Below are 24,998 nucleotides of genomic sequence, written 5' to 3'. Positions count from 1 at the left end.
CGCGGGTCAGGCCCGGCTCAGGTGTCGAGCGAGATGATGCCGTAGTCGTAGGCGTGGCGTCGGTAGACGACGCTGGGGCGGCCCGTCTCCTTGTCCTGGAACAGGTAGAAGTCGTGGCCGACCAGCTCCATCTGGAACAGGGCGTCGTCGATCGTCATCGGCTCCGCCGGGTGCACCTTCTCCCGGGCGATGTGCCACGGCTGGTCGTGGTCCTCCTCGACCCGCTCGGCGACGGCGGTGCCGGCGCGTGCGCCAGCGCCCGGCGCGGACAGCGGGGCGGCCACCAGATCCGTGACCGGCAGGTCGGCGGTGGCGGCGGCGACGGAGATCGGCGCGTGCCGACCACGGTGTACGCGGCGGCGGTCCGCCGCACGACGTAGCCGGGTGTCGAGCTTCGCGATGGCGGCGTCGAGCGCGCTGTAGAAATCGTTCGTGCAGGCCTCGGCCCGAATCACGGGGCCCCGGGAAACGCAGGTGATCTCCACCCGCTGGCAGTGGTCGGCCTGGCGCGGATTGCGCTCGTGAAACAGCTCGACATCGATACGGATAATCTTGTGGTCGTAGCGTTCGACCTTTGCGAGTTTCTCGGCTACGTGTACCCGGTAATGGTCCGGCACTTCGACGTTGCGGCCCTTGACCACGATGTCCACGTGACCTCCCTTGTTCGGACGTCTTCGATCCGGTTTCCCGGTCGCGCGCCGTGGGGAGACCCGCTGGCGTCGACCGGTCAGTACGGCTACGCCTCCTCTCACCGCCGGGGGCGGGATGGAACGACCTCCTACCCCTGACAGCGAAACGCTAACTCCTGTTCGCTCGGCAGTCACCCCATGTTGCCAAGACCGCCCAGGATTTTTCGCACCTCATACACCAACGGGTGAAACGGAAACACTGTCGGTTACAACTGGTGTCTTTTCTCGGTCGCGGCGAGCACCGCGGCGACACCGGGTGGCCGTCCGCTCGCGGTCAGCACCCGGGTCGCCGCGGCCAGGGTCACGCCCGTGGTGACGATGTCGTCGAGCAGCACGACGACCGGGGCGCCGACCGCCCGGCGAGGCCCGTCCGAGGCGCCGGACCGGGGTCGGAACGCCGCCTCGGCCGCCGCGGCGCGGCCCGCGCTGTCCAGCGTCACCGAGTCCGGGCGGGGCAGCGCGCGCAGCGGACGGCTCACCCGCGCCGGCCAGCCGCCCCGGCGCAGCCGGCTCGCGCAGTGCCGGGCCAACCGGTCCAGGTGGTCACCGTAGCGGGCCCGGGCCGCCGCGGCGGTGTCCGGCACGGGCACCAACTCCACCGGGCGGACTCCGCCGACCGCCGCGACGACCACCTCGGCCAGCAGCGCGCCCAACGGGCGGGCCAGACCGTGCCGGCCGTGCTCCTTGTACGCCAGCAGGGCCTCCCGCAGCGGGCCGGCGTACGGGCCGAGGGCGACGCAGGGCGGCAGCCCCGGTGGGGCGGGCGTGGGGCGGACCGTCCGGGGACGCAGCACGCCCAGCGCCGTCACGCAGGCGGGGCAGAAGCCCTGCCGCAGGACGGCGTGACGCTCCCGGCAGCCGGCGCAGTCCGCGGGCAGGACCAGGTCGGCGAGGTCCGCCCAGAGGCCGCGCACGGCGTCAGTAGAGGAAGAACGGGGCGGACGGGTTGCTCGGCCGGACCCCGGCCGGCGGCGCGGGGACGTCGCGCACACTTCCCGGCTCGATCCGTTCGAACGGGCTGCTGCGGTACGCCACCTTGTTCGCCTCGTACATGTACGACCCGGTGGGAACGCGCACGCTGCGGTTGGTGGGGTACGCCGTCAGGTGGTTGACCTTCGCGCCCACGTCGGTGCGCAGCGGGGTCTCCAGAGCGCCGTCCACGCTGATCTCGTAGATCGCCGGCTGGCCGGCCGACCCGGCCACCACCAGCCGATCCTCGCCGATCCAGTCCACCGCGGTCAGGCCGGTCAACGAGGTGACCAGGGCCCGGGGCGGGCCGACCGACATCCCGCTCCCGGCGCCGTCGAGGGTGATCGCCGCGACGTAGAGCCGCCCGCCGGCGATCAACGCGACCCGCTGACCGTCCAGCGCGGCGGCGACCGCGGTGACCTGCGGCGAAGGCAGGTTCAGCGGCACCTCCGACATGCGGGCGGCCTCGTCGAAGCGGTACAGGCGGCCATCTGCCACCACCAGCCCCTGCGCCGGCCGGGAGTCGACGGTACGCAGCCACACCGGGCGGCTGATCGAGGCGTACTCCGTGCCGCTGCGGTTGAGCGCGGTCACCGCGTCCGCGCCGACGCCCACCGCGAGTCGCTGCCGGTCCTTGCCGCTGGTCACCACCATCGCGGCGAGGATCCGGCTGGTGCCCCGCGCGAGGCCGGCGGACACGATGTTGCGGTTGACCTCGGCCGCCAGGGGCACCACGCCGCTGGGCTCACTGACGAAGTCCAGCGGGCGGATCGCGCCCTCGTAGACCCCGAACCGCTGCGGGCCCTCCCGAACCGGGTAGAGCGGCTGGGCCAGCCGGCGCTCGTTGAGATCCTGGACCGGCTGCGAGTTGTTGCGGATCTTCAGCTCCAACTCGCCCGGCAGGTCCCCCAGTGACCAGGCGAGCTGCGTGATCACCTGGTCGACCCGGCTCTGGTCGTCGCCGGACATGTCCAGGTTGACCTCCCAGCGGTTGTTCGCGCCGGTGGCGTTGTTGATCAGCTCGGTGCCGTCGGGCAGGCCGACGACGCCCGGCCGCAGCCAGTCGGACGGGCCGCCGACCAGCCAACGCACCACCTCGTTGACCCGGCGCTCGTCCGGCACCGCGAACGGCAGGTAACGCTGGTCGGGCACCAGCCGCGTGCGGTCGGAGCTCCAGAAGTAGATCGACTCGTCCTGGTAGTACTGCTGAAGGGCGACGTCACTGAGCAGCAGCACGTTCGGCGGGTCGAGGACGTACTGACCGGCGCGCTCGTCGTTGTCGGCCCCGCCGAGGGAGGCGCTGCGCAGCCGGAACTCGTACTCGGTCTCGGTCGCCACCGGCGGTGCCAGGGTGCCGTTGGTCCGCAGCACGCCGATCTGCTGCACCGTGATCTTGACCGTGGTGGTGGAGTCGCTGTTGAAGGTGAAGACGGTCTCGCCCAGCCGCACCACGGTCAGCGCGACCTCGCTGCCCTTCTTGTCCTGCAGGCGGGGCTTGTGCTCCGGAGCGATGAACGCCTTCACCCGCTCGTACGCCCGGTCCGGTTCGCCGGCGGCGGCGGACAGGAAGTTACGCACGAACGCCTCGTTGTCGCTGCCGCTGGCCGTACGCGATGGTGGTTCGCTGCTCCGGCCGTTGCTCGACCCGGCCTCGGTCGCCGTGCCGGCCTTGCCGTCCACCCGCACGTCGGACGACGCCGGGATGCCGCAGCCCGCGCTGAGCAGCAGCGCCGCGCCGAAGGCGCCCAAAAGTGGTCGAGCCCTCACGAGCGCACCTCCGCCCGCTGGCCGTCCCCCGTCGACGCGGGGCCGATCGCCAGCGCTCCACCGGCGCCCGGCCCGATGGCCAGCGGGCCGCCGTCGCGGGGGCCGCCGAACGGCAGCGCCGCGTCGGCGGGCACCAGCCGCAGCGGCGACGTGGTGAGCCGGTCACCGGCGCGGGCCGGCAGGGTGAGCCGGAACTGGGCGCCCTGCCCGGGCGCTCCCCAGGCTTCCAGCCAACCACCGTGCAGGCGGGCGTCCTCAAGGCTGATCGACAGACCCAGCCCGGTGCCGCCGGTCTGCCGGGCCCGGGACGGATCCGCCCGCCAGAACCGGTTGAACACCAGCTTCTCCTCACCCACCTTCAGCCCCACGCCGTGGTCGCGAACCGTGATCGCCACGGCGGTGTCGTCGATGCCGAGGGTGATCAGCACCGGGCGGGCCTCGCCGTGCTCGACGGCGTTGCCGACCAGGTTGCGCAGCACCCGCTCGACCCGGCGGGGGTCGACCTCGGCGATCACCGGCGTGGTCGGCAGGTCCAGCTCGATCTCCACGCCCACCCGCTCGGCCAGGCCGGCCAACCGGTCGACGACCCGGTGCACCACCGGCACCAGGTCGGTCGGCTCGGCGTCCAGCATGGCGAAGCCCGCGTCGAACCGGCTGATCTCCAACAGGTCGGTGAGCAGCTCCTCGAAACGGTCCAGCTCGGCCTGGAGCAGTTCGGCGCTGCGAGCCACCGCCGGGTCAAACTCGTCGCGCTCGGCGAAGATCAGGTCGGCGGCCATCCGGACCGTGGTCAGCGGGGTCCGCAGCTCGTGCGACACGTCGGAGGTGAACCGGCGCTGCAACCGGGACATCTCCTCCAGACGCAGGATCTGCCGTTGCAGGTTGGTCGCCATCTGGTTGAACGAGGCGGCCAAAAGTGCGAGATCGTCCTCGCCGTTGACCACCATCCGCTGGTCGAGCAGGCCGGCGGAGAGCCGCTGGGCGGTACGCGCGGCGACGCGGACCGGGTTGACCACCAGGCGGGTGACCAGGGCGGCGAGCAGACCCAGCAGGACCACCAGGGCGATCCCGGTGGCGACGACCGTGGCTCGGGCGTCCGCCGCGGTGGCGTCCTGCCGGGTCAGCGGCACCAGGTAGTAGAGCTCGATCTGCCCGAAGCGGGTCGGCACCGGCGAGCCGTAGACCAGGTACTTCGTCGTTTCGCCGGTGAGTCGACCGGTCTGGATCTGGCTGGCCACCTTGCCGCTGGCGACCGCGGCCCGCAGCTCCTTGCTGATCAGGGGCTGGACGTTGGCCGCCGGCGCGGTGCGGGTCTGGATCATGGTCGGGTAGTCGGCGGCGGTGATCGCCACCACCACACCACTGGTCTGCTGCGGGTCGCCGCCGGCCAGGTAGTTGACCGTGCCCTCGATGGTCTCCTGAAGCTGCGCCTCCTGCGGCTGACCGTAGAGGGAGACCTGCTTGGCCGCGTAGCCCGCGCCGCCCTTGACCCGCAACTGGACGTCGCTGCGGGCGTTGTCGAGCAGGATCGTCGTGATCTTGTCAGCGATCAGGTACGCGAAACCGCCCACCAGCAGGCTTGAGGCGACCAGCGTGATGGTCACCACCCGGACCTGGAGCGAGCGACGCCAGGTCTGGTGCGCCCGGGCCACCAGCCGTGCGACCCGGCCACTGAGGGCACGCCACAGGTCCCGGCCGGCGTCGAGCCGGCGGGCAGGCGTGCTCTGAGGGTGCGGGGGCGGCGAGGTTGACACAGTGTGACCAGGCTATCCGGTGCCCGCCTTGTAGCCCACGCCCCGCACGGTGAGGATGATTTCCGGCCGCTCCGGATCTGGTTCGATCTTGGCGCGCAGCCGCTGCACGTGCACGTTGACCAGTCGGGTGTCGGCCGCGTGCCGATAGCCCCAGACCTGCTCCAGCAGCACCTCACGGGTGAAGACCTGACGCGGCTTGCGGGCGAGCGCGACCAGCAGGTCGAACTCCAACGGCGTCAGCTTCACCTCCTCGTCGTTACGGCTCACGGTGTGTGCCGGCACGTCGATGGTGATCTGGTTGCCGGGCGGCCCGATCGTCAGCATCTCCGGGGCCACGTCCTCGCCACGGCGCAACCGGGCCCGCATCCGGGCCACCAGCTCCTTGGGCTTGAACGGCTTGACCACGTAGTCGTCGGCGCCGGACTCCAGGCCCAGGACGACGTCCACGGTGTCGCTCTTGGCGGTCAGCATGACGATCGGCACGCCGGACTCGGCACGGATCGACCGTGCCACGTCGATACCACTCATACCGGGCAACATGAGGTCGAGCAGGACGATGTCCGGTCGACTGTCACGGAACGCTGCCAACGCCCGCTCGCCATCGGCCACGAACGAGGGCAGGAAACCCTCATTGCGCAGCACGATGCCGAGCATCTCGGCGAGTGCGGGGTCGTCGTCGACCACCAGTACCCGGGCTCTCATGGGATTAATATTGCATCCCCGTTCAGTTCGGTGGGACCGGCGTCACCCGGTACGGATGGTGCCGCCGGCAGAACCAGTCGCCCGCGACCCGCGGCGGCGGCGCCACGTGGTGCGGGGGCCAGCACAGGGATCGGACCCGGGGCCGGCTGCCACCATGATCCCCCCTCGGCGCCGTCCGGCGCCACCGTAGCCCCGGCCGGCCGCGCTGTCACGATCGGAGACGACGGGTCGCCGTCCGGCGCTCAGCCGAAGAGCGCGCGGCCCCAGTGGTCCCCACCGTCGCGTACTCCGGGCGGGCAGGCGAACAGGCCGCTGGAGACGTGCCGCAGATATTCGTTCATCACGTCGTGGCGGGCCAACTGGGTCTGGATCGGCACGAACTGCCGGCGTGGATCCCGCTGGTAGGCGATGAAGAAGAGGCCGGCGTCGAGCCGGCCGAGACCGTCCGAGCCGTCGACGAAGTTGTAGCCCCGCCGCAGCAGGTGCGCGCCGTTGTTCCTGCTCGGGTGGGCCAGGGCGACGTGGGCGTGCTCGGGGATCAGCGGCTTGCCGTCGTCACCGCGTGCCGCGAAGTCCGGCTCGTCGAACTCCTTGCTGCGCCCGAGCGGGGCGCCGCTGCCCTTGGTGCGACCGACGATCTCCTCCTGCTCGGCCAGGGAAGTCCGGTCCCAGGTCTCCACGAGCATCCGGATCTTGCGGGTCACCAGGTACGACCCGCCGGTCATCCAGTCCGGCCCGTCCCCCGGCTGCACCCACAGCTGGTCGCGGAGCCTGTCGGTCTCCTCGGCCTTGAGGTTGGCCGTGCCGTCCTTGAAACCGAACAGGTTGCGGGCGGTCGCCTGGTCGCGGGACGTCGACGACGTACGGCCGAAGCCGAGCTGCGACCAGCGGACGCTGACCACCCCCATGCCGATCCGCGCCAGGTTGCGGATCGCGTGCACCGCCACCTGGGGGTCGTTGGCGCACGCCTGCACGCACAGGTCACCGCCGGAGATCGGGGCCTGCAACGCGTCGCCGGGGAACTTGGGCAGCTCGGCCAGGGCGGCGGGACGGCGGTCGGCGATGCCGAACCGGTCCCGTCCGTCGGCGTCGCGGAACAGCGTCGGGCCGAAGCCGATGGTCAGGGTGAGCTGCGACGGCGGGAGGCCGAGCGCCTCGCCGGTGTCGTCCGGCGGGGCCTCCGGCATGCCACCGACCGCGCCGAGCACACCGGCGTCACGGCCGGCCGTCATCCTCGCGGCGGCGGCCGACCACTCCTCGAGCATCGAGACCAGGCGGGCCCGGTCCTTGGTGATGACGTCGAAGGCGACGAAGTGCAGCCGGTCCTGGGCCGGAGTGACGATGCCCGCCTGGTGCTCGCCGAAGAACGGCACCGCACCCGCCGGGTGGTCGCTGGCCGAGGCCGGGCCGCGGGAGTCACCGACGAGCGCGCCCGCACCGGCGGCCACCCCGGCGACTCCGGCCACCCCGGCGCCGGCGAGCGTGATAGCCCGCCGGCGGGTCAACCTGCGTACGCTCATCGACTCGACTCCCCCTGCTGTCCGGTCACTTGGCGACGACTGCGGCAACCTTGCTGATCGGCTCGGCGAGCGCGTTGATGCCGTCGGAGAGCTCCTTGAGCTCAGCCTTGCTCAACGCGGTGTGCAGCTTCCACCCGTCGCCGTCGCGGTGCTTGCCGAGCTGCGCCTCGACGTTCGCGAACTCGGTGTCGAGCTGCTTGACCAGCTCCGGCGAGCGCTGCTCCAGCGCGGGCCGGAGGGCGGACAGCGCCGCCTTGGAACCTTCGAGGTTGGCGGCAAAGTCCCACAGGTCGGTGTGCGAGTAGCGGTCCTCCTCGCCGGTGATCTTGCCGCTGGCGACCTCGTCGAGCAGCTCCTTCGCGCCGTTCGCGAGCTGGAGCGGGGAGAGCTTCTCGGCGTTGGCCTTGGCCACGATCTCCTTGACGTCGACCAGCAGCCGGTCCGCGATCGGGCCGTCCTTGCTGATGTCGCCGGACTGCCAGAGGTCCTTCTCGATCCGGTGGAAGCCGGTGAACTCCATGCCCTCCTCGATGACCTCCTCGCGGCCGTCGATCTTGGGGTCGAGGTCGCCGAAGATCTCGGCCACCGGCTCGATCCGCTCCCAGTAGGTGCGCGCGACCGGGTAGAGCGACTTGGCCTTCGCCACGTCGCCGGCCTTCACAGCGGCGACGAACTCCTCGGTCTTCTCCAGCAGCGCGGCGGTCTGGCTCTTGACGTAGCGCTGGTAGTTGTCGGTGGCCCCGGCCAGGGCGGCGTCGGCGGTCAGCGGCTGCGCCGACCCGCTGACCTTGAGCGCGCCCCGGATGCCCTTGCCGCTCATCCCCGGCTTGCAGGCCGTCTCGTACGTGCCCGCCGGCAACTCGACGTGCAGCTCGCGGCTCAGGCCCGGGGCGATGTTCTCCACCTCGCCCATCACCCGGTCGCCGGAGGCGTACACGTAGAACTCGGTGACCTTCGCGCCCGAGTTGGTGATCTTGAAGGTGGCGGTCCCGGCGCCGAGGTCGGTAGTGCCGACCTCGCAGGCGGTGTCGGTGGCCTTGACCACGATCGCGCCACCTGCCGCGCCCGCGTCATCCTTCTTGGAATCGGAGCACGCGGCGACGCCGGCCGTCGCCAGCACGCCGGCAGCGGCCAGCGCGAAGAATCGGGTGGTACGCATCTGAGCTGTCTCTCCTCGTGGGGGTCAGGCGCGCTGCGGCGCGGATGCCGCATCGGCCTCGGCCTCGGCGCCGGTGTCGGCCCCGCGCTCGGTGACGGTGGTGGTGGTCGTTTCGTCCGGAGACGTCGACCCGGCCGTCGACGTGGCGACGGCGGGCGCCGAAGCCGCGGCGGGTGCCGACGCCGCGGGCGCAGCCGACGCCGCGGTGGCCGCGGCCGGTGCTGGCGTACGCCGGGCCGGGCGCAGGAAGAGCACCAGGACGGGCACGGCGTACCCGATCCAGGCGATCGTCTCGAGCACGGTGGGCGCCGGGGTCACGTTGAACATCCCGGCCAGCAGCGCCGCGTACCAGGTGCTCGGGTCGAGCGCGCCGGTGATGTCGAAGGCCAGGTCGTTGAGGCCGGGCAGGACACCGGCCTCCTGGAAGTCGTGCACGCCGTACTTGAGGATGCCGGCGGCGACCAGGATCAACAGGGCGCCGGTCCAGGTGAAGAACTTGCTGAGGTTGATCCGCAGGGCGCTGGCGTACAGCAGCACGCCGAGCACCACGGCGGTGACGATGCCGCCGATCAGCGCGAGCAGCGGCCCACTGTCGCCGGCCGCGCCCTGGGCGGCGGAGTAGAAGATCAGGGCGGTTTCGAGGCCCTCGCGGATCACCGCGAGGAAGGCCATGCCGGCGACGGCGAGCGACCCGACGGCCAGCGCCTCGGTGAGCCTGCCGCGCAGCTCGCCCGCGATGGTGCGGGCCGCCTTGCGCATCCAGAAAATCATCCAGGTGACGAACACCACGGCCGCGACGGAGGTGATCGCCTCGAACAGCTCGCGGTCCTCGGAGCGGGACAGCAGCGAGGTCGAGGTGTACTCGATGAGCCAGCCGAAGAGCACGGACAGCGCCACGGCGAGGCCAACGCCCGCCCACACCTGCGGCAACCGGTCCCGGCGCTGCGACTTCACCAGGAAGGCGACCAGGATGCTGACCACCAGGGTCGCTTCCAGGCCCTCCCGCAGGCCGATCAGGTAGGTGGCGAACATCCTGGCTCCGTGTTCGTTAGGCACGCCTCAGCTAACTTAGGGCAGCCATACCTTCCTCCAGTTCCGGGACCTCGTCAAGTCGTTCATGACAAGCTCACTCTCGCTGTGACCTGGTCTCCGACGGCCCACCACGAACCGGAAACCGTCCGAGCGTGGGAGGATCCCTGCCGTGAAGGCTTTCCTGCCGTGGTTGGCGGTGCTCGCCGTGGTGCTGCTGCTCAGCGCACTGCGCCTGCGGGCACTGGCCACCGTCGTGTCCCTGGGCTGGCTGGCCTGGTGCGCCTGGACGTGGTTCCGCCCCACCCGCCGCGGCTGACCCCGCGCCCCGCGCCCCGCGCCCCGCGCCCCGCGCCCCGCGCCCCGCGCCCCGCGCCCAAGATCGTCACAGTTTCAGGGATGTCGCTGCGTCAGACGCGCGGGAGACAGCAACATCCCCGAAGTTGCTGTCTCCCCGCCCACAGTCCCCCGCGATCTTGCACTTTCTGTCGCGACATAGCGGGGCGAGAGCCGCAAATCCCCGACCGAAACTGCAAGATCGCGGGGCGGGGCGGGACGCGACGGGACAGGGCGGGGGCGGGGTGGGGCGGGGCGGGAACGACGAACCGGGTCGGCTTCGAGCAGCCGACCCGGTTCGGAGAGATGTCGATCAGTAGCGGTAGTGGTCCGGCTTGAACGGACCCTCCTGCGAGACGCCCAGGTAGGCGGCCTGCTCCTTGGTGAGCGTGCTCAGCTTGGCGCCGAGCGCGCCCAGGTGCAGGCGGGCCACCTTCTCGTCCAGGTGCTTGGGCAGCACGTAGACGCCGACCGGGTACTCCTCGGTCTTGGTGAACAGCTCGATCTGGGCGATCGTCTGGTTGGCGAACGAGTTCGACATGACGAAGCTCGGGTGCCCGGTCGCGTTGCCCAGGTTCAGCAGACGCCCCTCGGACAGCACGATGATGGCGTGCCCGTCGGCGAAGCGCCACAGGTCGACCTGCGGCTTGATGTTGATCCGCTCGACGTCGGAGCGCTTGGCCAGGCCGGCCATGTCGATCTCGTTGTCGAAGTGACCGATGTTGCCGACGATGGCCTGGTGCTTCATCCGGGCCATGTGCTCGTTGGTGATGACGTCGAAGCAGCCCGTGGCGGTGATGAAGATGTCGGCCTGCTCGACCACGTCGTCCAGGGTGGCGACCTGGTAACCGTCCATCGCGGCCTGCAACGCGCAGATCGGGTCGACCTCGGTCACCACGACCCGGGCGCCCTGGCCGCGCAGCGACTCGGCGCAGCCCTTGCCCACGTCGCCGTAGCCCATCACGACTGCCATCTTGCCGCCGATCAGCACGTCGGTGGCCCGGTTGATGCCGTCGATCAGGGAGTGGCGGCAGCCGTACTTGTTGTCGAACTTGCTCTTGGTCACCGAGTCGTTGACGTTGATGGCCGGGAAGAGCAGCGTGCCGGCGCGGTGCATCTCGTAGAGGCGGTGCACGCCGGTGGTGGTCTCCTCGGTGACGCCCTTGATGCCGGCGGAGATCCGGGTCCAGCGCTGGCCGTCCTCGGCGAGCGAGCGGTGCAGCAGTTCGAGGATGACCGCGTACTCCTCGGAGTCGGCGGACTCGACCGGCGGCACGACGCCGGCCTTCTCGAACTCGGCGCCCTTGTGGACCAGCAGGGTGGCGTCGCCGCCGTCGTCGAGGATCATGTTCGGGCCCTGCCCGTCCGGCCAGGCGAGCACCTGCTCGGTGCACCACCAGTACTCCGGAAGGGTCTCGCCCTTCCAGGCGTACACCGGGACGCCGGCGGGAGCGTCGGGGGTGCCGTTCGGGCCGACGACGATCGCGGCGGCGGCGTGGTCCTGGGTGGAGAAGATGTTGCAGGACGCCCAGCGGACCTGCGCGCCGAGGGCGACCAGCGTCTCGATCAGGACGGCGGTCTGGATGGTCATGTGCAGCGACCCGGTGATCCGCGCGCCGGCGAGCGGCTGCGCTTCGGCGAACTCCCGCCGGATCGCCATCAGGCCGGGCATCTCGTGTTCGGCGAGCTGGATCTCCTTGCGCCCGAACTCGGCGAGCGACAGATCCGCCACCTTGAAGTCGCCCTCGGCGAGCGTGCTCGGCCGGGCCTCGGACGGCGTACCGCTGGCGGCCGCCGGGAGGGTGCTGGTCATGAAAGCTCCTGTCGAACGATGTCTGCGCCGATCCTCCACCTTACGCGCGCCGGCGACGGGTGACGGGGGACGGGCTGCGGACAGCGCACGGGGCGGTCGGTGGTGGACAGACCTGCTGCCCACTTCCGCCCGCCCCGTGCATCCCCCCGGTTTGGTTCCCCGCACGTTGCCGGACCGTCGTCGCGATAACGCTGCGTACTCATAGAGTCACACTCAGCCAGGGGCGAGTCAAGCTATTCCGGGAAAGTCGGACTTGTGTCGGGCTCAGCGCAGCCCCGACGTCGCCACGTACGCCTCACCGTCACCGCTGATCCGCAGCGGCCCGCCGGCCGCGGTGCCGATCGCCGCCTGGCCGGAGGCCAGCGTCAGCGCGCCCGCACCGTCGTCGACAGTGACCGAGCCCGCACCGCAGAGCACCACCCGGGGGCCGGGCAACGCCAGGATGACCTCCGGCACGGCCGCGCCGACCCGCACCCGGTGCAGCGCGAAGTCGTCCACAGGCACCGGCCAGCAGTCCACGCCCGGGGCGACCGACTGCGCGGCGCGTACCGGATCGTCGAGCACCTCGAAACGCAGCACCCGCAGCAGCTCGTCGACGTCCACCCGCTTCGGGGTGAAGCCGCCGCGCAGCACGTTGTCGCTGGCCGCCATGATCTCCACGCCGCAGCCGCTCAGGTACGCGTGCAGGTTGCCCGCGGGCATCCAGATCGCCTCCCCCGGCTCCAGCCACAGGTGGTGCAGCAGCAGCGCCACCAGCACGCCCGGGTCGGCCGGATAGGCGACCGCCAGCCGGCGGGCCAGGTCCGCGTCGGGCCCGTCGGCCGACGACGCCACTGCGGCCCGCAGCAGCCCGTCGCGCTCGGCGACCGGCCAGCCGAGCAGTGTCCGCACCGCCGTGCGCAGCCCCGCCGGACCGGCCCGCAGCGCGTCGACAACCGGCCCCAACGCCGGTACGCCGAACGCGGCGAGCGCCTCGGCCGACTCCGCCGGATCCCGGAAACCGCACAGCGCCTCGAACGGCGTGAGCGCGACCAGCAACTCCGGCTTGTGGTGCGGGTCGGAGTAGTTGCGCTCGGCCGCGGGGCGGCCCGCCTCCGCCGCGAAACCCGCCCGGGCCTGCTCGGCGTCCGGGTGGGCCTGCAGGCTCAGCGGCGCGTCGGCGGCGAGCACCTTGAGCAGGAAGGGCAACCGGGTGCCGAACCGGTCGGCCACCCGCGGGCCCAGCCACTGCCCCGGCTCGTCGCGCACCAGGTCACAGAGGCTCACCCGCAGGCCGGCACGCTCCACGCTGGCCGGGGCGCCCGGGTGGGCGCCCAGCCACAGCTCCGCCTCCGGGCCGGCGCTGGGCACCGGCCGACCCTGCAGCATGGCGATGGCTGAGCGGGACCCCCAGGCGTAGTCCCGGATCGGTCCGTACAGCGGTTCCACCGTCTCAGCCCCCGGACCGCCCGACCGCCTCGCCCGACACGTCCTCGGGCTGCGGTACGGCGGTGTCGGCGGCGGCGCCCGTGCCGGCTGCCGCGGCGGCGGCGCTGTAGATGTCCGGCTCCAGGTAGATCACCCGGGCGATCGGCACGGCCGTACGGATCCGCGCCTCCACGGCGTTGATGCCCCGGGCCAGCTCCTGGGCGCTCTCGTAGGCCGGCACGCCGATCTTCGCGGCCACCATCAGCTCTTCCGGGCCCAGGTAGAGCGTCTTCATGTGGATGATCCGCTCCACCTCGGGGCCTTCGGTGATGGCCCGTTCGATGGCGGTCAGGTCCTGCTGCTCTGCACCCTCACCGAGCAGCAGGCTTTTGGTCTCGATGGCCAGCACGATGGCGATGAGCACCAGCAGGATGCCGATCATCGCGGTGCCGGCGGCGTCCCACCTGCCGTTGCCGGTGATCAGCGTCATGCCGACGCCGAAGAGCGCGAAGACCAGACCGATAAGCGCGCCGAAGTCCTCCAGGAGCACCACCGGCAGTTCCGGCGCCTTTGCCCGTCGGATGAAACGCACCCAGGACTGGTTGCCCCGGATCTGGTTCGACTCCTTGATTGCCGTCCGGAAGGAGACCGACTCCATGGCGATCGCCGCCAGCAGCACCACCACCGGGAGCCACTGCCACTCGGTGATGCCCTCCGCGTGCGACCACTTGTGGTACGCCTCGTAGAGGGCGAACAGGCCGCCGATGCTGAACAGCACGATCGACACGATGAACGCGTAGATGTAGCGCTCCCGGCCGTACCCGAACGGGTGTTCCGGGGTGGCCGCGCGCTTCGCCCGCTTCCCGCCGAGCAGCAGCAGACCCTGGTTGCCGGAGTCGGCGACCGAGTGGACCGCCTCGGCCAGCATCGACGAGGACCCGGAGAGCAGGAACGCGATGAACTTGGTGACGGCGATGCCGATGTTGGCCAGCAGGGCGGCGACGATCGCTTTCGTCCCGCCGTTCGCGCTCACGCCGCCACTCCGCTTCGCGTCGTGGTGACGTACGTGACGCGCCGCCGCCTACGTTCGTTCACTGGTTCGACAGCTCCTTCATCTCGGTGATGGCCGGGACGGCCATCGGGTCCAATCCGTGTGCCAGTGCAAGATAGATCGAGGCGAAATCCGGGACGGCGATCAGCGAGGCCAGCCGCTCCAGAGCCGAACCACCCTCGGCGGTCACCACGTCGCAGCGCACACCACGGCGCTCCGCGAGGGTCTGCACCGCGTCCGCGCGGCGCTCCTCGACGGCGAGCGGCTCATCCGTGTCGTCCTCGGCGTTGAGGCCGCCGTCGCGCAGCAGGACCAGCCGCAGCCGGGTGCCTTCGCCGTCGTCCTCCGCCGGGTCGGCGAAGATGTCCCGCTCCCCCTCGGCCAGGCCGCCGAAGACGCCGTCCAGCAGCCCGACCCGGCCCCGCCCGGCCTCGCCGAGCGCCCCGGTGACCACCGGGTAGCGGGCGTTGGCGGACAGGGTGTCGCCGAAGCGGCGGGCCGCCACGGTGGCCAGCGGGGACGAGCCCCACACGATCGGGATCGAGCCGGCCAGGCCCAGCGCCAGCGACTTGGCGGGGTTGACGAACGACTCGGCGGCGGAGCGGCAGCGGTCGGCGTCCGCGTCGAGCCGGGCCGCCGTCTCCGCCAGGTCCGCCTCGTTGACCTTCACCAACCCGAGCGAACGCGCGGCGAGCAGGACCGGCACGGTGAGCGCCCAGAGACTGGCCCGGGCCGGCGCGCGTCGCGGCACCGGGATGAACGGCGCGCGGGCCCGCTCGGCCACCGACTGCAGCTGCGAGTCCGGTGCGCCCACGGCGACCAGCCGGGCGCCGCGACGGTGCGCGGCCTCGGCGGCGCCCAACGCCTCCGGGCTCCGACCGGACGCGCTCACCGCGATCACCACGTCGGCAGCGCCCACCCAACCGGGTACGCCCGCGCTGCGGTGCCCGATGATCGGCACCGGGCAGCGCGGCCCGGCGACAGTGGCCAGCACGTCACCGGTACGCCCGGCGGTGCCGATGCCGGCGATCACCACAGCCCGGGGACGCCCGTCGTCGGCGAGCACCGCGAGGTTCGCCTCGGCGGCCAACGCCGCGCTCTCCCGCACCTGGGCGCCGGCCGACGCGGTGTGCCGCAGCATGCCGCCCGGGTCGTGCTCGGCCAGCGCGTCCGGGTTGTCGAGCAGGGCCTCGTCGGCGTCGCGACGCCCACTGACCCCAGCCGTACCGTCGATCATGACTGCTGTCCGGGGCCGCCGCGCGCCTCGTCGAGCAGCAGCACCGGCACGTCGTCGCGGACCTCGAAGATCCGGCCGCACTCCGTGCAGGTCAACGTCTGCGCCTCCGCGTCGTAGGTCAGCGGGGCGTGGTGCGTGTCCGGGCAGGCGAGGATCTCGAGCAACTGCGGATCCAGGGCCATGGCGCGGCTCCTTCCACGAGTGCGGGGTCACCGGCGGCGGTGCCGACCGGCGCAGGCGATCTTATCGGCGAACGCGGTCGAGCACCTCGTCCCGCAGCGAGACCATCCGCTCGCGGGTGGGCGCCTCGACGTTGAGCCGCAGCAGCGGCTCGGTGTTGGAGGCACGCAGATTGAACCAGGCGCCGTCGGGAAAACGCAGCGTCAGCCCGTCCATCTCGTCGGCCGCCGCGTCCGGGTACGCGGCACGCACCTCGGCCACCGCCGCGCCCTGGTCGGAGACCGTCGAGTTGATCTCGCCGGAGGCGACGTAGCGCTCGTACTCGCCAGCCAGCACGGACAGCGGCAGCGACTGCTCGCCCAGGGCGGCCAGGGTGTGCATCGCGGCGAGCATTCCGGTGTCGGCGAACCAGAAGTCCCGGAAGTAGTAGTGCGCGGAGTGCTCGCCGCCGAAGACGGCGTTGGTGCGGGCCATCTCCGCCTTGATGAAGGAGTGCCCCACCCGGGCGACCACCGGCTCCCCGCCGTGCTCACGGATGATCTCCGCGACGGCGCTGGAGGTGATCAGGCCGTGGATCACCGTGGAGCCCGGGTGCTTGGCCAGCTCGCGTGCCGCGACCAGCGCGGTGATCGCCGACGGCGAGACCGGCTCGCCGCGCTCGTCCACCACGAAACACCGATCGGCGTCCCCGTCGAAGGCCAGGCCGATGTCGGCCCCGTGCTCGACCACCGCGCGCTGGAGGTCGACCAGGTTCGCCGGGTCCAGCGGGTTCGCCTCGTGGTTGGGGAAGGTGCCGTCCAGCTCGAAGTAGAGCGGCACGATCTCCAACGGCAGGGCCGACAGGGCGGCGTCGCCGAGCACGGTGGGGACGGTGAAGCCACCCATCCCGTTGCCGGCGTCGACAACCACCTTCAGCGGCCGGATGCCGGAGAGGTCGACCAGCTTGCGCAGGTACGCGGCGTAGTCGGGAAGCAGGTCACGACGCTCGGCCGGCCGGGTCGGCTCGCCCGCCGGGCGCGACGCCCCCGAGTCCAGCAGGGCCTGCCCCCGTTCCCGGATCTCCGCCAGCCCGCTGTCCTGGCCGATCGGCCGGGCCCCGGAGCGGCACATCTTGATGCCGTTGTACTGCGCCGGGTTGTGACTGGCAGTGAACATCGCGCCGGGCAGGTCGAGCGAACCGGAGGCGAAGTAGAGCAGGTCGGTGGAGGCGAGGCCGATCTCGATCACCGAGCGCCCCTCTGCGCGTACGCCCGCGGCGAAGGCGGCGGCCAGGCCGGGCGAGGTGGCCCGCATGTCGTACCCGACGACGACCGCGTCGCCGGGCTCGTCAGTGGTGTTGAGCAGCTGGGTGAATGCGGCCCCGAGCGCCTCGGCGACCCGTTCGTCCCACTGGTCCGGCACCGTCCCTCGGACGTCGTACGCCTTCACGATCTGGGACAGATCAGACACTAGTTCCGCTCCTTGGCCGCAGGTTCCCAACGAACCTGAGCGTATCGGAGCGGCCCGGCCCGGCCCCGCTCAGCCGGGGAGCCGGGGCATGAACACGGTGTGATCGCCCCCGTCGGGCGGCTCGGGCGGGTCACCGGGCAGCGATCGGGCACCCGGAGCAGCCGGGGCACCCGGCATCGGTTGCGTGGCGTCCGGGGTCGGCATCACGGGTCGCGCCCCGTAGACCCCTCCGCCGGCGGGACGCGGCGGGGGCACCTGGCCGGCGGCCGGCGGCTGCTGGCCGTACACCGAGCCGGGTTGCACGGGCACGGCCGGTGACCCACCGCCGGAGCGGTAGGTGGTGCCACCGGGGTTGCCCGGCAGCGGGCCGGGATCGTCGGACGACGTGCGGTCCTGCCGGGACCGGCGCACCAGCAGCACGATGAGCAGCAGGCCGACCGCCACCATCGCGATGCCGAAGAACATGATCAGTGACCCTCCGCCGGACTCGGCGGCCACCGCGGTCACGCTGGGAGCGGCGGACGTCGGGCCCTGCGCGGCCGGGTTCACCACCTCGCTGGCCGCCGCGACCTCGGTGGGGCTGGGGGTCGGGGTCGGCTTCTTCGACGGCGTCGGCGTGGGCGGCGCGGAGAGCCGCCCGGTGACCTTCGCCGCGTCGATGCCGTGCCCCAACTGCTGGCCGGCCGCGGTGAGACCCACACCTGTCACGCGGAGCTGACCGCCCGGCGCGTCGGCGCCGAACGCCACCCGATACCGCATGGTGATGCCCTTGCCCTTGCACAGGATCGGCTTCGCCGGTGCGGTCTGCCCGGTCTCGACGTTGCCGCCACCGCCACCGACAGCCACCGGGACCCAACGCCCGCCCACGTTCACCTGGACCGCCACCTGGTTCGGCTGGAGACCCTCAAGGCTCAGACCCAGGGCGGTACGCAGCAGGACGCAGCCGCCGGAGCGCTTGCGCACCGCGACGTTCACCCCCTGGGCCGAGCCCCCGGCGGCGAAGCTGCTGGCCGACCCCACACGGACCGAGTCGTCGTCGGCCAGCGCGGGTGACGCACCGAGCATCACCAGGCCGACCAGCAGACCGCAGACCGTCGCGAGCCGTGCCGCGCGTCGACGCACCGTCATGATCACCTCACCGTTCCTCCCCGGGTGGGGTTCGCGGCCAGGCTACTACCGGGCCACCCCCGCCACCTGTCATAGAGCGGCCCGCATGTGTGCGGCGTTACGGTTTACGACCGACCCGGACGTGTGCTCCCGGCGAGGGCGGCACGGCAGAGCCGGTCGGCGGTACGGGTCGTCTCGGGCAGGCGGTAGCGCGGCGCCAACGCGAGCACCTGCGCTGTCGCGTTGTCCAGGCTCATCCGGTGCCCGACGCTCACGAAGACCGGCTTCACGCCGTCCCGGGTCCGCAGCACCCGACCCACGACCTCACCCCCGTCGCGCAGCGCCGACCAGGCACCCCGCTCGGCGGCCGGTGGATCCCACTCGCCGACCAGCGGCGTCTTGCCCACGCCGATCGCCGGCAGGCCGGTGACCACCCCGAGGTGACAGGCGAGCCCGAACCGGCGCGGATGAGCCACACCGTGCCCGTCGCAGACGAGCAGGTCCGGCATCGTCGTCAACGTGTCCAGGGCGGCGAGCAGAGCCGGCAGCTCGCGGAAGGCGAACAGCCCCGGCACGTAACCGAACGACGGCCGGCCCACGCTGACCGCGGAATCCACCACGGCCAGCGTCCGGGCGTCCAGCACGGTCACGGCCGCCGCGAGGAGGTCACCGCTCTCGTCGTACGCGACGTCCAGGCCGGCCACCGTCGCGGGCGCGGCCGGACCCGGCCCGACCAGGTCGACGAGCGGCCGCAACTCCTCCTGTACGGCCACCGCCTCCGCCACCGTGCGCGGCGCGAGCCCCAGACCCGGCGTCATGAGCACTCACCCTTGATCCACTCGGTTTCGGCGATATCGGGGCATCCCACGGCCTCGGACACCCCACTATCGGCGATGTCGAGTCGATCATCCTCGGCGAAGCCCCGTCGGTGAGTGTGTCGCGATGCCAATCCGCACCACCGACCACGTGGACCGCCGTCGCACGGTTCGCCGCGCCGGCGCCGGATCTCCGGCCCGGACCGACCGTCCAGACCCCGGAACGTGCCCGCCCGACCGCTGTCAGGCGAGTTTCAGCTCGTCGCGGGCCTCCTCGACCCACCGGGCAACACCGTGCGCACCGCTGCCGGTGGCCAGGGAGGCAGCCTCGTCGAGCAGGCCACGCGCGGCGTCCCGGTCACCGTCGGTCGCCGCCAGGTCCGCCAGCCCGATCAGATTCGCCGCGACCCCCGGGGTGAACGACAGCTTCCGGCGCAACCGCGTCGACTCCTCCAGCAATCCCCGCGCCGCGTCGACCCGACCGGCTGCCTGCTCACCGAAGCAGAGGTGCCGCAGCACGTACGACAGGGTCAGCTCGTCGCCCGCCTCGGTCGCCAGCTCACGCGCCCATGCGAAGGCCGGGTCGGCCGCCGCCTGGTCCCCGCGGATCACCTGGTGGACCGTGCCCACCCAGAACAGCGACTCCCCCTCGCCGCGAGGGTCACCCAGCTCGCGGTAGAGCTGCGCCGCCCGCTCGAAGAGCGACAGCTCGGCGGCGTCCTCCGCACCGGTCTCCAGGAAGCGCGCGTGCAGGAGCCGACCCCGGGCCAGCGCCGTGTCCGCCTCCAACGCCACCAGATCACGCTCCGCCTCGTCCAACGACTTCGCGTCGCCGCCGAAGACTGCCTGCTCGTAGCGCTCCTGCGCCCGCGTCAATCGGATGTCGAACCCTTCAGCCATCACTGACCCACCCTTCCATCGATACGCTCGCGCAGGAGATCGGCGTGGCCATTGTGCCGCGCATACTCCTCGATCATGTGCACCAGCAGCCTGCGGAGCACGATGACGTTGCCCTCCCGCTGCCGCCCCTGCACGTCCAGATCCGCCGCCTCGGCGACGAACCGCTCGGAGAACTCGACCTCCGTACGCCACGCCCGGTACGCCTCGTCCACCACGACCGGGTCGGCCACCGCGCCGTCGAAGTCGCCGTCGGGATCGTCGTCCGAGCAGTACAACTTGGGCGCGACCTGCCCCGCCATCGTCCTGCGGAACCAGCCACGCTCCACTTCGGCCAGATGCCGGATCAGACCGAGCAGTGACATCGTCGACGGCGGCACCGCCCGCCGGGCCAACTGCTCGGCGTCCAGGCCGTCACACTTGAGCTCGAACGTCAGGCGCTGGTCGCGCAGATACTCGACGAGCACCGTCCGCTCGTCGGCGAAGTTGCCATCCGAGCGCGGGTCATCGTCCGGATGAACGAACAGGTACGACCAACCGAAGGTCCGCGTGGGTTCGCCGTCGGAGGTCGCCGCGTCGGCGCGTGCGTCAGCCATACGGCGACTCTTGTCGATACCCGTCCACCTCGGCAACCGTCCGCGCCCACCAGCCTGTCCTGGCCAGCAGCCTGCCCTGATCAGCAGCGCCGGTGGCCGGAGGACGTAGGGGCCTTTGGGGCCTGGAAAACGTGTCGGCCTCAGCGCTCACCGCCGCCGTCCCCGAACATGGCGCGGATTGAATCTTCGTCCGGCAAGCTCTCGCCGTCGGTGACTGTCGCCGCCACTTCCTCAGCGACAGCCCGGCTCACGTTCTTGTAGCGGTCCACGTTGCGATAGTCATCAAGGAAACGCACTACGAGTCCGGGATCGTAGGCCCACGTCCGAGCGCGATGGTCCCAGAGAACAGCTTGGCCGAGACCCGCATCCATGACGAAGAGACCTGCCGGCGGCCCCTGCCCATCAATCCGGTAGATCACGTAGTAGCTCAACAACCTCATGCTCCAACTCTTCGGCCACTCGGGGGGCTACGGGAAAGTCGCCAGGTCCTAGTCTCAGCTCTTGCACAACCTGCGCAAAACTCGTCTCCTGCCGAACCAGCCAGGCCTGGTACTCGTGCCAGACGTCAACGTTTTTACTGATCCACTTTGCGAAGCTGGCGTCCTTGGCGGGGAAACGCAAATCGAGCCCGTCGGGGAGGGAATCCGGCAGACTGCGCGCTCGATTCGCGGCGAGCATCCGCAGAAGCGCACCAACTCGGTGTTCCGGACCATTCGACGAACGCCGCAGAACTTCATACTCGTCATGGGTCGCCAGCCAGGCTTCCCGCGAGACGGGCGTGTGCATCTGCAACTCGATCAGCATCCCGTCCGGAGCACGAAGGGTGCAATTCAATCCGTAAAATCGATTGCCCCGCCGCCAGAAGTTCTTGCAGTCTGAAGTCGGAACCGAGAAGCCTGCGTCGACCAGGCCGGCGAGGACCAAGTCAACGGCCTTGCTGTAGTGCTCGCCCGACGGCATCTCGAGGCAGAATCTTAGTGCGTCATTGACGCTCTGCACGAAGTCAGTGACATCGGTCGGGGCTATGCGCCCCTCCTCGACGTACTTCCGCGCCAGGGATTCCAGCCCTTTGACCCGAAACTCTCGGTCCCGGAGCCGGATCGGATCAGTGAGGTCGAGCGCGCCGGTCACGCTCCGTCCGACCTGAGCCAACGCATCCTCGACACTGTCGGCGGCAGCCAGAGCTCGGTCGCGCAGCCCCGTCAGCGAGGCCAACTCGCCGGGCGTGAGCTGCGCGAGATCGGACGTCGACCGACGTGGATCCCCCATGTCCTGACCCGGATCGGGCGACCCACTCGGGGCATCGGGCACCGAGCCCGGCCCGTCCAGCAGCAGGTGCATGCGGTTGATGTACGGGTCGCCGTGGCCGCCGTCGTCGTACGCCGGTGGGTGGGTCGGCAGGTCGGGACGTTCACTGAACCGGCCTCGGGGCAGCCCGCCGAGCGGCATCGGCCGGCCGTCTCCGCCCAGCACGAGTGCGTCGATGCCGACCACGTCCGGGTAGAGCGGTCGGTCTCGGACGAGGCCGGTCTGCGGGTCGACGTAGAGCACCGTGCCGTTCTGGTTGAGCGCCACCCAGGCGTGCGAGCCGCCGCCCGCCCACTCGGTGATCAGGAACGCATAGCTGCCGTGGCCGCCCAGCAGCAGTTGGTCGTGCAGGTTGGCGTACCCCCGGTCGGCGGCCTGCCGCGCCTGCGCCGGGTGTGCCCATTGGCCCGACGGCGGGGCGAGGACGCGCTGGAAACGGCCGCCGGTCACGTCCTCCACCCGGCCCGGACCACCCGCCTCACCGCGGATCGGACGTCGGGTGTCGCCGTTCAGGTAGCCGTCGAAGGTGCGCGGCGCGGACACCCGCGGCCGCCCGTGCACCCAGGTTTCGAAGAGCGACAGGGTGCAGTCGAGGCAGTTGATGCCCCGGGTGGCGTCCGCCTGGGGGCCGCCGTCGTTCAGGAGGCGGAACCAGCCGCCCCGGCGGGGGTCTGCGGTACGCCTGACAGCGCCGTCGAGGTCGCGGGGCATCTGCCGTTCGACGTCGACCTGGTGCAGGGCGAGCGGAGGCCGGAGCCCGCCCGGCTGCCCGTACGGCCGGGAGTCGTCGATCGGCGGGGGTACGTCGTCGCCGGTGAGCCGGGACGGGCCGGCGGTCTCCACCGCACCCAGCGCGAGCGCGCCCACATCGTTGTTGGCGTACGCGAACGCGCCCTCGGCGATGTCCACTACTGCCGGCGCCCTGATGCCCGCCAGCACGTCGTCGGCCAGGTCACGCCATTGGGCGTACGCGCGTGTCTCGGCGTTCGCGGCCCGCTGCCAGCCGTCGGCCCACTGCCGGTGCCCCGCCTGGTGCAACTGTCGGGCGTAGCTCGCGTACTCGACAGCCCTGCGGTCGTGCTCCGCCGCGCGGGTCCGCATACGGGCGGCCTCGGCCTGCCGGCGATTGTTCTCGAAGCCGGTGCGCTGCGACTCGTAGTGGCCCTGGTAGCGCCGCCGCTCGGCAGCCTCCGCCTCGGCCACCCACCGGGCGGCGTACCCGTCGTTCTCGGCCACGGACACCGACGGATCGCCGAACGCCAGCACGTCGACGGGAACTGAGGCCCGGCCGCGGGCCCGTTGACGGGGTACGCGGGCCGGCGCGGGCGCTTCCCGCGTCGGCAATCGCATGGGCGCGGCGTGCCGGCCCACCGCGGCACCGGGGACCGTGCCACCGCCCGTCCCGGTCACGACCCCACCGGGCCGGCCGCCGGCATCGGGCGTCGTACCGGTGGAGGTGGGTGGAAAAGCCGTACCGGGGGCGACTGTCGAGGCGGAACCAGCGGACGCGACAGGCGGCGCCAGCCCCACCGTGCTCGCGGCCGCCGACGAGGAAACGCCCCCCGCCGACGGGCCGGTCGACAGAGGTCCGAAAGCCGAGGACGGGCCGGTCGTCAGAGGCACGGACGCCGACGACGGGCCGGTCGTCAGAGGGACGGACGCCGACGACGGGCCGGTCGACGGAGACACGGCAACCGTCCCGTTGGTGCCCGGGGTGACCGCACCCGAGGCGATCCCCTGCGACGCGCCGAGCGCCGGCCCGCCACCCTCCGTCGGCCCGGCACCCGCCACCGGCCCGCCGGTCGGATCAACGGCACCGGCCACGGGCGCGGTGACCGCCGACAGCACGGGATCGGCCGCGACTGCCGAGAGCATGGGATCGGCCGCGACTGCCGAGAGCATGGGATCGGCCGCGACAGCGGAGAGCGTGGGGTCCGCCGCGACAGCGGAGAGCGCCGGACTCGTGCCGTGCCCGACGCCTGACGACGTCGCGTCGGGTGCTGCCGGCACCGGCGACCCGACAACGTCCACCCCCGCGTGGTGGACGCCATCCGCCGCCCCAGGCCCCGGGGCGGACGCGGCCGGCGACGCCGGAGGCACCGGCGAGGACGCCGTGAGTTCCGGGGGCGGGGCATCCATCGAAGGCGCGGCGGGGATCGGAAGGGACTGTCCGGTGAAGGCCGCTCCGGCGAGGGCGTTGGCCTGCGCGTGCAGCCGGGCCTGCAGGGCGTGGTCGGTCTGCCCGGTCGCCGATCCGGTGGCACCGGACGCGGCGGCGCGTACCGCGTCCTCCACCGAGGTCAGGCCCTGCCCGGTGGCGACGCTGGCGGCGCTCTCGGCGAACATCTCGCCGGTCATCTCCCGACCCAGGTGCTCGCCGATGCGCGCGGCGCGGCCGGTCGCGTGGCGGCCCAGGCCGGCCAGCGGCGCGACCGCTCCCCCGGCGAGCCCGCCGACCGCCGACGCGCCCAGGTCGGTCAGGTCCACGCCGCGCACCCGGCCCGTGGAGTTCTGGTACGCCTGGGTGGCCAGGCTGATCCCGGACTCCTCGGCCGCCTCCTCCAGACCTTCCCGGGTGGCTCGCTTGGCGAGGCCGCGCACGCCACCCTTGGCGATCTCCTTGGCGGCGCGCTCGCCGGCCTCCTTGAGCCCGCGCCGCAGCGCCTTGCTCGCCAGCTGGCCCATGAGACGCTTGAAGATCTGCTGGATCAGCAGCCGGGTGGCGGTGATGGCCGCACCGGCGGCCGGGGATGCGGCACCCGCGGTGAGCAGCGCCGCCACCGCCACCGAGAGCAGCTCGATGACGAGGATGCCCAGCTCGATCCAGACTTCGAGCTTGGCGCCCTCGATGTCGCAGCCGCACTCCTCGACCAGTCGGCCGAGGTCGGCGGTGACCGCGAGGAGCACCGGCAGGGGCGCGTCATCGCCCTCGGCGATCCCACGCCAGGCCGCCTCGAACGCGGCGTCGACGGCTCCGACACCGCCGTATCCGCTGCGTACCTCGGTGGCGGCCGCGGCGGCGTCGGCGTGCGGACCGGCGAGGACGCCGGCTACCGCGTACCACCGGTCGGCGACGTCCCAGACGGCCCGTTCGTTCCCCTCGGGCCACTGCACGCCTACCGCCCAGTCGAGGGCCTCGTAGATCCAGCCGGGGACGTCCCAGGGCGCGTAGTCCAGCGGGTGCGGGATCGGGCTGGGCAGCACGCTCATCCG

General features: G+C 71.9%; 21 protein-coding genes. 1 reads left to right on the top strand and 20 read right to left on the bottom strand.

Going from position 1 to position 24,998, the window contains the following annotated elements:
• Positions 1–17: 17 nt before the first annotated feature.
• From raiA to efeU, 8 genes are all read right to left on the bottom strand, one after another.
• Complete coding sequence (gene raiA / locus AB0B97_RS14620) at positions 18–650, bottom strand: ribosome-associated translation inhibitor RaiA (RefSeq protein WP_234583100.1); 633 nt, start codon at positions 648–650, stop codon at positions 18–20.
• A 245-nt stretch (positions 651–895) separates the two neighbouring features.
• A complete protein-coding gene (locus AB0B97_RS14615; RefSeq protein WP_357493810.1) occupies positions 896–1,603 on the bottom strand; it encodes a ComF family protein in 708 nt (235 codons plus the stop codon).
• A 4-nt stretch (positions 1,604–1,607) separates the two neighbouring features.
• Complete coding sequence (locus AB0B97_RS14610; protein ID WP_357493808.1) at positions 1,608–3,425, bottom strand: LpqB family beta-propeller domain-containing protein; 1,818 nt, start codon at positions 3,423–3,425, stop codon at positions 1,608–1,610.
• Positions 3,422–5,179 (bottom strand): MtrAB system histidine kinase MtrB, encoded by a 1,758-nt coding sequence (gene mtrB, locus AB0B97_RS14605; RefSeq protein WP_357493806.1) that lies wholly within the window; start codon positions 5,177–5,179, stop codon positions 3,422–3,424. Before mtrB ends, AB0B97_RS14610 begins: the two co-directional genes overlap by 4 nt.
• Positions 5,180–5,191: 12 nt before the next feature.
• On the bottom strand, positions 5,192–5,881 hold the full coding sequence (gene mtrA, locus AB0B97_RS14600) for an MtrAB system response regulator MtrA (RefSeq protein ID WP_234587699.1): 690 nt from the start codon (positions 5,879–5,881) through the stop codon (positions 5,192–5,194).
• Positions 5,882–6,123: 242 nt separating this feature from the next.
• Positions 6,124–7,401: an iron uptake transporter deferrochelatase/peroxidase subunit gene (efeB, locus tag AB0B97_RS14595; RefSeq protein WP_357493803.1), complete on the bottom strand. Its 1,278-nt coding sequence runs from the start codon at positions 7,399–7,401 to the stop codon at positions 6,124–6,126.
• 25 nt (positions 7,402–7,426) lie between these two features.
• Entirely contained in the window at positions 7,427–8,560 is a 1,134-nt protein-coding gene (efeO, locus tag AB0B97_RS14590) for an iron uptake system protein EfeO (protein ID WP_357493801.1), read from the bottom strand.
• A 24-nt stretch (positions 8,561–8,584) separates the two neighbouring features.
• Positions 8,585–9,592 (bottom strand): iron uptake transporter permease EfeU, encoded by a 1,008-nt coding sequence (gene efeU, locus AB0B97_RS14585; protein ID WP_357493799.1) that lies wholly within the window; start codon positions 9,590–9,592, stop codon positions 8,585–8,587.
• A 169-nt stretch (positions 9,593–9,761) separates the two neighbouring features.
• On the opposite strand from efeU, the gene AB0B97_RS14580 reads away from it, so the two are divergent.
• Positions 9,762–9,908, top strand: a complete 147-nt coding sequence (locus AB0B97_RS14580; RefSeq protein WP_234587704.1) for a hypothetical protein — start codon at positions 9,762–9,764, stop codon at positions 9,906–9,908.
• Positions 9,909–10,238: 330 nt separating this feature from the next.
• Here the strand turns inward: AB0B97_RS14580 and ahcY are convergent, their stop codons facing one another.
• The 12 genes from ahcY to AB0B97_RS14520 all read right to left on the bottom strand — a co-directional run bounded on the left by ahcY (position 10,239) and on the right by AB0B97_RS14520 (position 24,995).
• A complete protein-coding gene (gene ahcY, locus AB0B97_RS14575; protein WP_234587706.1) occupies positions 10,239–11,738 on the bottom strand; it encodes an adenosylhomocysteinase in 1,500 nt (499 codons plus the stop codon).
• 264 nt (positions 11,739–12,002) lie between these two features.
• Entirely contained in the window at positions 12,003–13,166 is a 1,164-nt protein-coding gene (gene manA, locus AB0B97_RS14570) for a mannose-6-phosphate isomerase, class I (RefSeq protein ID WP_357493796.1), read from the bottom strand.
• Between the two features lie 4 nt (positions 13,167–13,170).
• Positions 13,171–14,178, bottom strand: coding sequence for a cation diffusion facilitator family transporter (locus AB0B97_RS14565; RefSeq protein ID WP_234587710.1), 1,008 nt, complete (start codon positions 14,176–14,178; stop codon positions 13,171–13,173).
• Positions 14,179–14,236: 58 nt separating this feature from the next.
• Positions 14,237–15,433 carry an SIS domain-containing protein gene (locus AB0B97_RS14560; RefSeq protein ID WP_234587712.1) on the bottom strand — a complete coding sequence of 399 codons (1,197 nt, stop codon included), beginning with the start codon at positions 15,431–15,433 and terminating at the stop codon, positions 14,237–14,239.
• Positions 15,430–15,615, bottom strand: coding sequence for a Trm112 family protein (locus AB0B97_RS14555; RefSeq protein WP_007455824.1), 186 nt, complete (start codon positions 15,613–15,615; stop codon positions 15,430–15,432). Before AB0B97_RS14555 ends, AB0B97_RS14560 begins: the two co-directional genes overlap by 4 nt.
• A gap of 61 nt (positions 15,616–15,676) precedes the next feature.
• Positions 15,677–17,062: a phosphomannomutase/phosphoglucomutase gene (locus AB0B97_RS14550; RefSeq protein ID WP_357493793.1), complete on the bottom strand. Its 1,386-nt coding sequence runs from the start codon at positions 17,060–17,062 to the stop codon at positions 15,677–15,679.
• Between the two features lie 69 nt (positions 17,063–17,131).
• Positions 17,132–18,190, bottom strand: a complete 1,059-nt coding sequence (locus AB0B97_RS14545; RefSeq protein WP_357493791.1) for a hypothetical protein — start codon at positions 18,188–18,190, stop codon at positions 17,132–17,134.
• 104 nt (positions 18,191–18,294) lie between these two features.
• Positions 18,295–18,987, bottom strand: coding sequence for a deoxyribonuclease V (nfi, locus tag AB0B97_RS14540; RefSeq protein WP_357493789.1), 693 nt, complete (start codon positions 18,985–18,987; stop codon positions 18,295–18,297).
• A gap of 240 nt (positions 18,988–19,227) precedes the next feature.
• Entirely contained in the window at positions 19,228–19,884 is a 657-nt protein-coding gene (locus tag AB0B97_RS14535; protein WP_357493787.1) for a tetratricopeptide repeat protein, read from the bottom strand.
• On the bottom strand, positions 19,884–20,477 hold the full coding sequence (locus AB0B97_RS14530) for a DinB family protein (RefSeq protein ID WP_357493785.1): 594 nt from the start codon (positions 20,475–20,477) through the stop codon (positions 19,884–19,886). Before AB0B97_RS14530 ends, AB0B97_RS14535 begins: the two co-directional genes overlap by 1 nt.
• A 140-nt stretch (positions 20,478–20,617) precedes the next feature.
• Positions 20,618–20,908, bottom strand: coding sequence for a hypothetical protein (locus AB0B97_RS14525; RefSeq protein ID WP_357493783.1), 291 nt, complete (start codon positions 20,906–20,908; stop codon positions 20,618–20,620).
• The gene (locus AB0B97_RS14520; RefSeq protein ID WP_357493781.1) at positions 20,880–24,995 is read right to left on the bottom strand and encodes a toxin glutamine deamidase domain-containing protein; all 4,116 of its coding nucleotides are present in this window, start codon (positions 24,993–24,995) and stop codon (positions 20,880–20,882) included. The genes AB0B97_RS14525 and AB0B97_RS14520 overlap by 29 nt, the downstream gene beginning before the upstream one ends.
• Positions 24,996–24,998: the final 3 nt, after the last annotated feature.

Origin of the sequence: Micromonospora sp. NPDC049004, assembly GCF_040649315.1 — a bacterium.
Lineage (GTDB): Bacteria > Actinomycetota > Actinomycetes > Mycobacteriales > Micromonosporaceae > Micromonospora.
The sequence above is the reverse complement of the archived record's forward strand: the minus strand, read 5'-3'. Positions and strand labels throughout refer to the sequence as shown.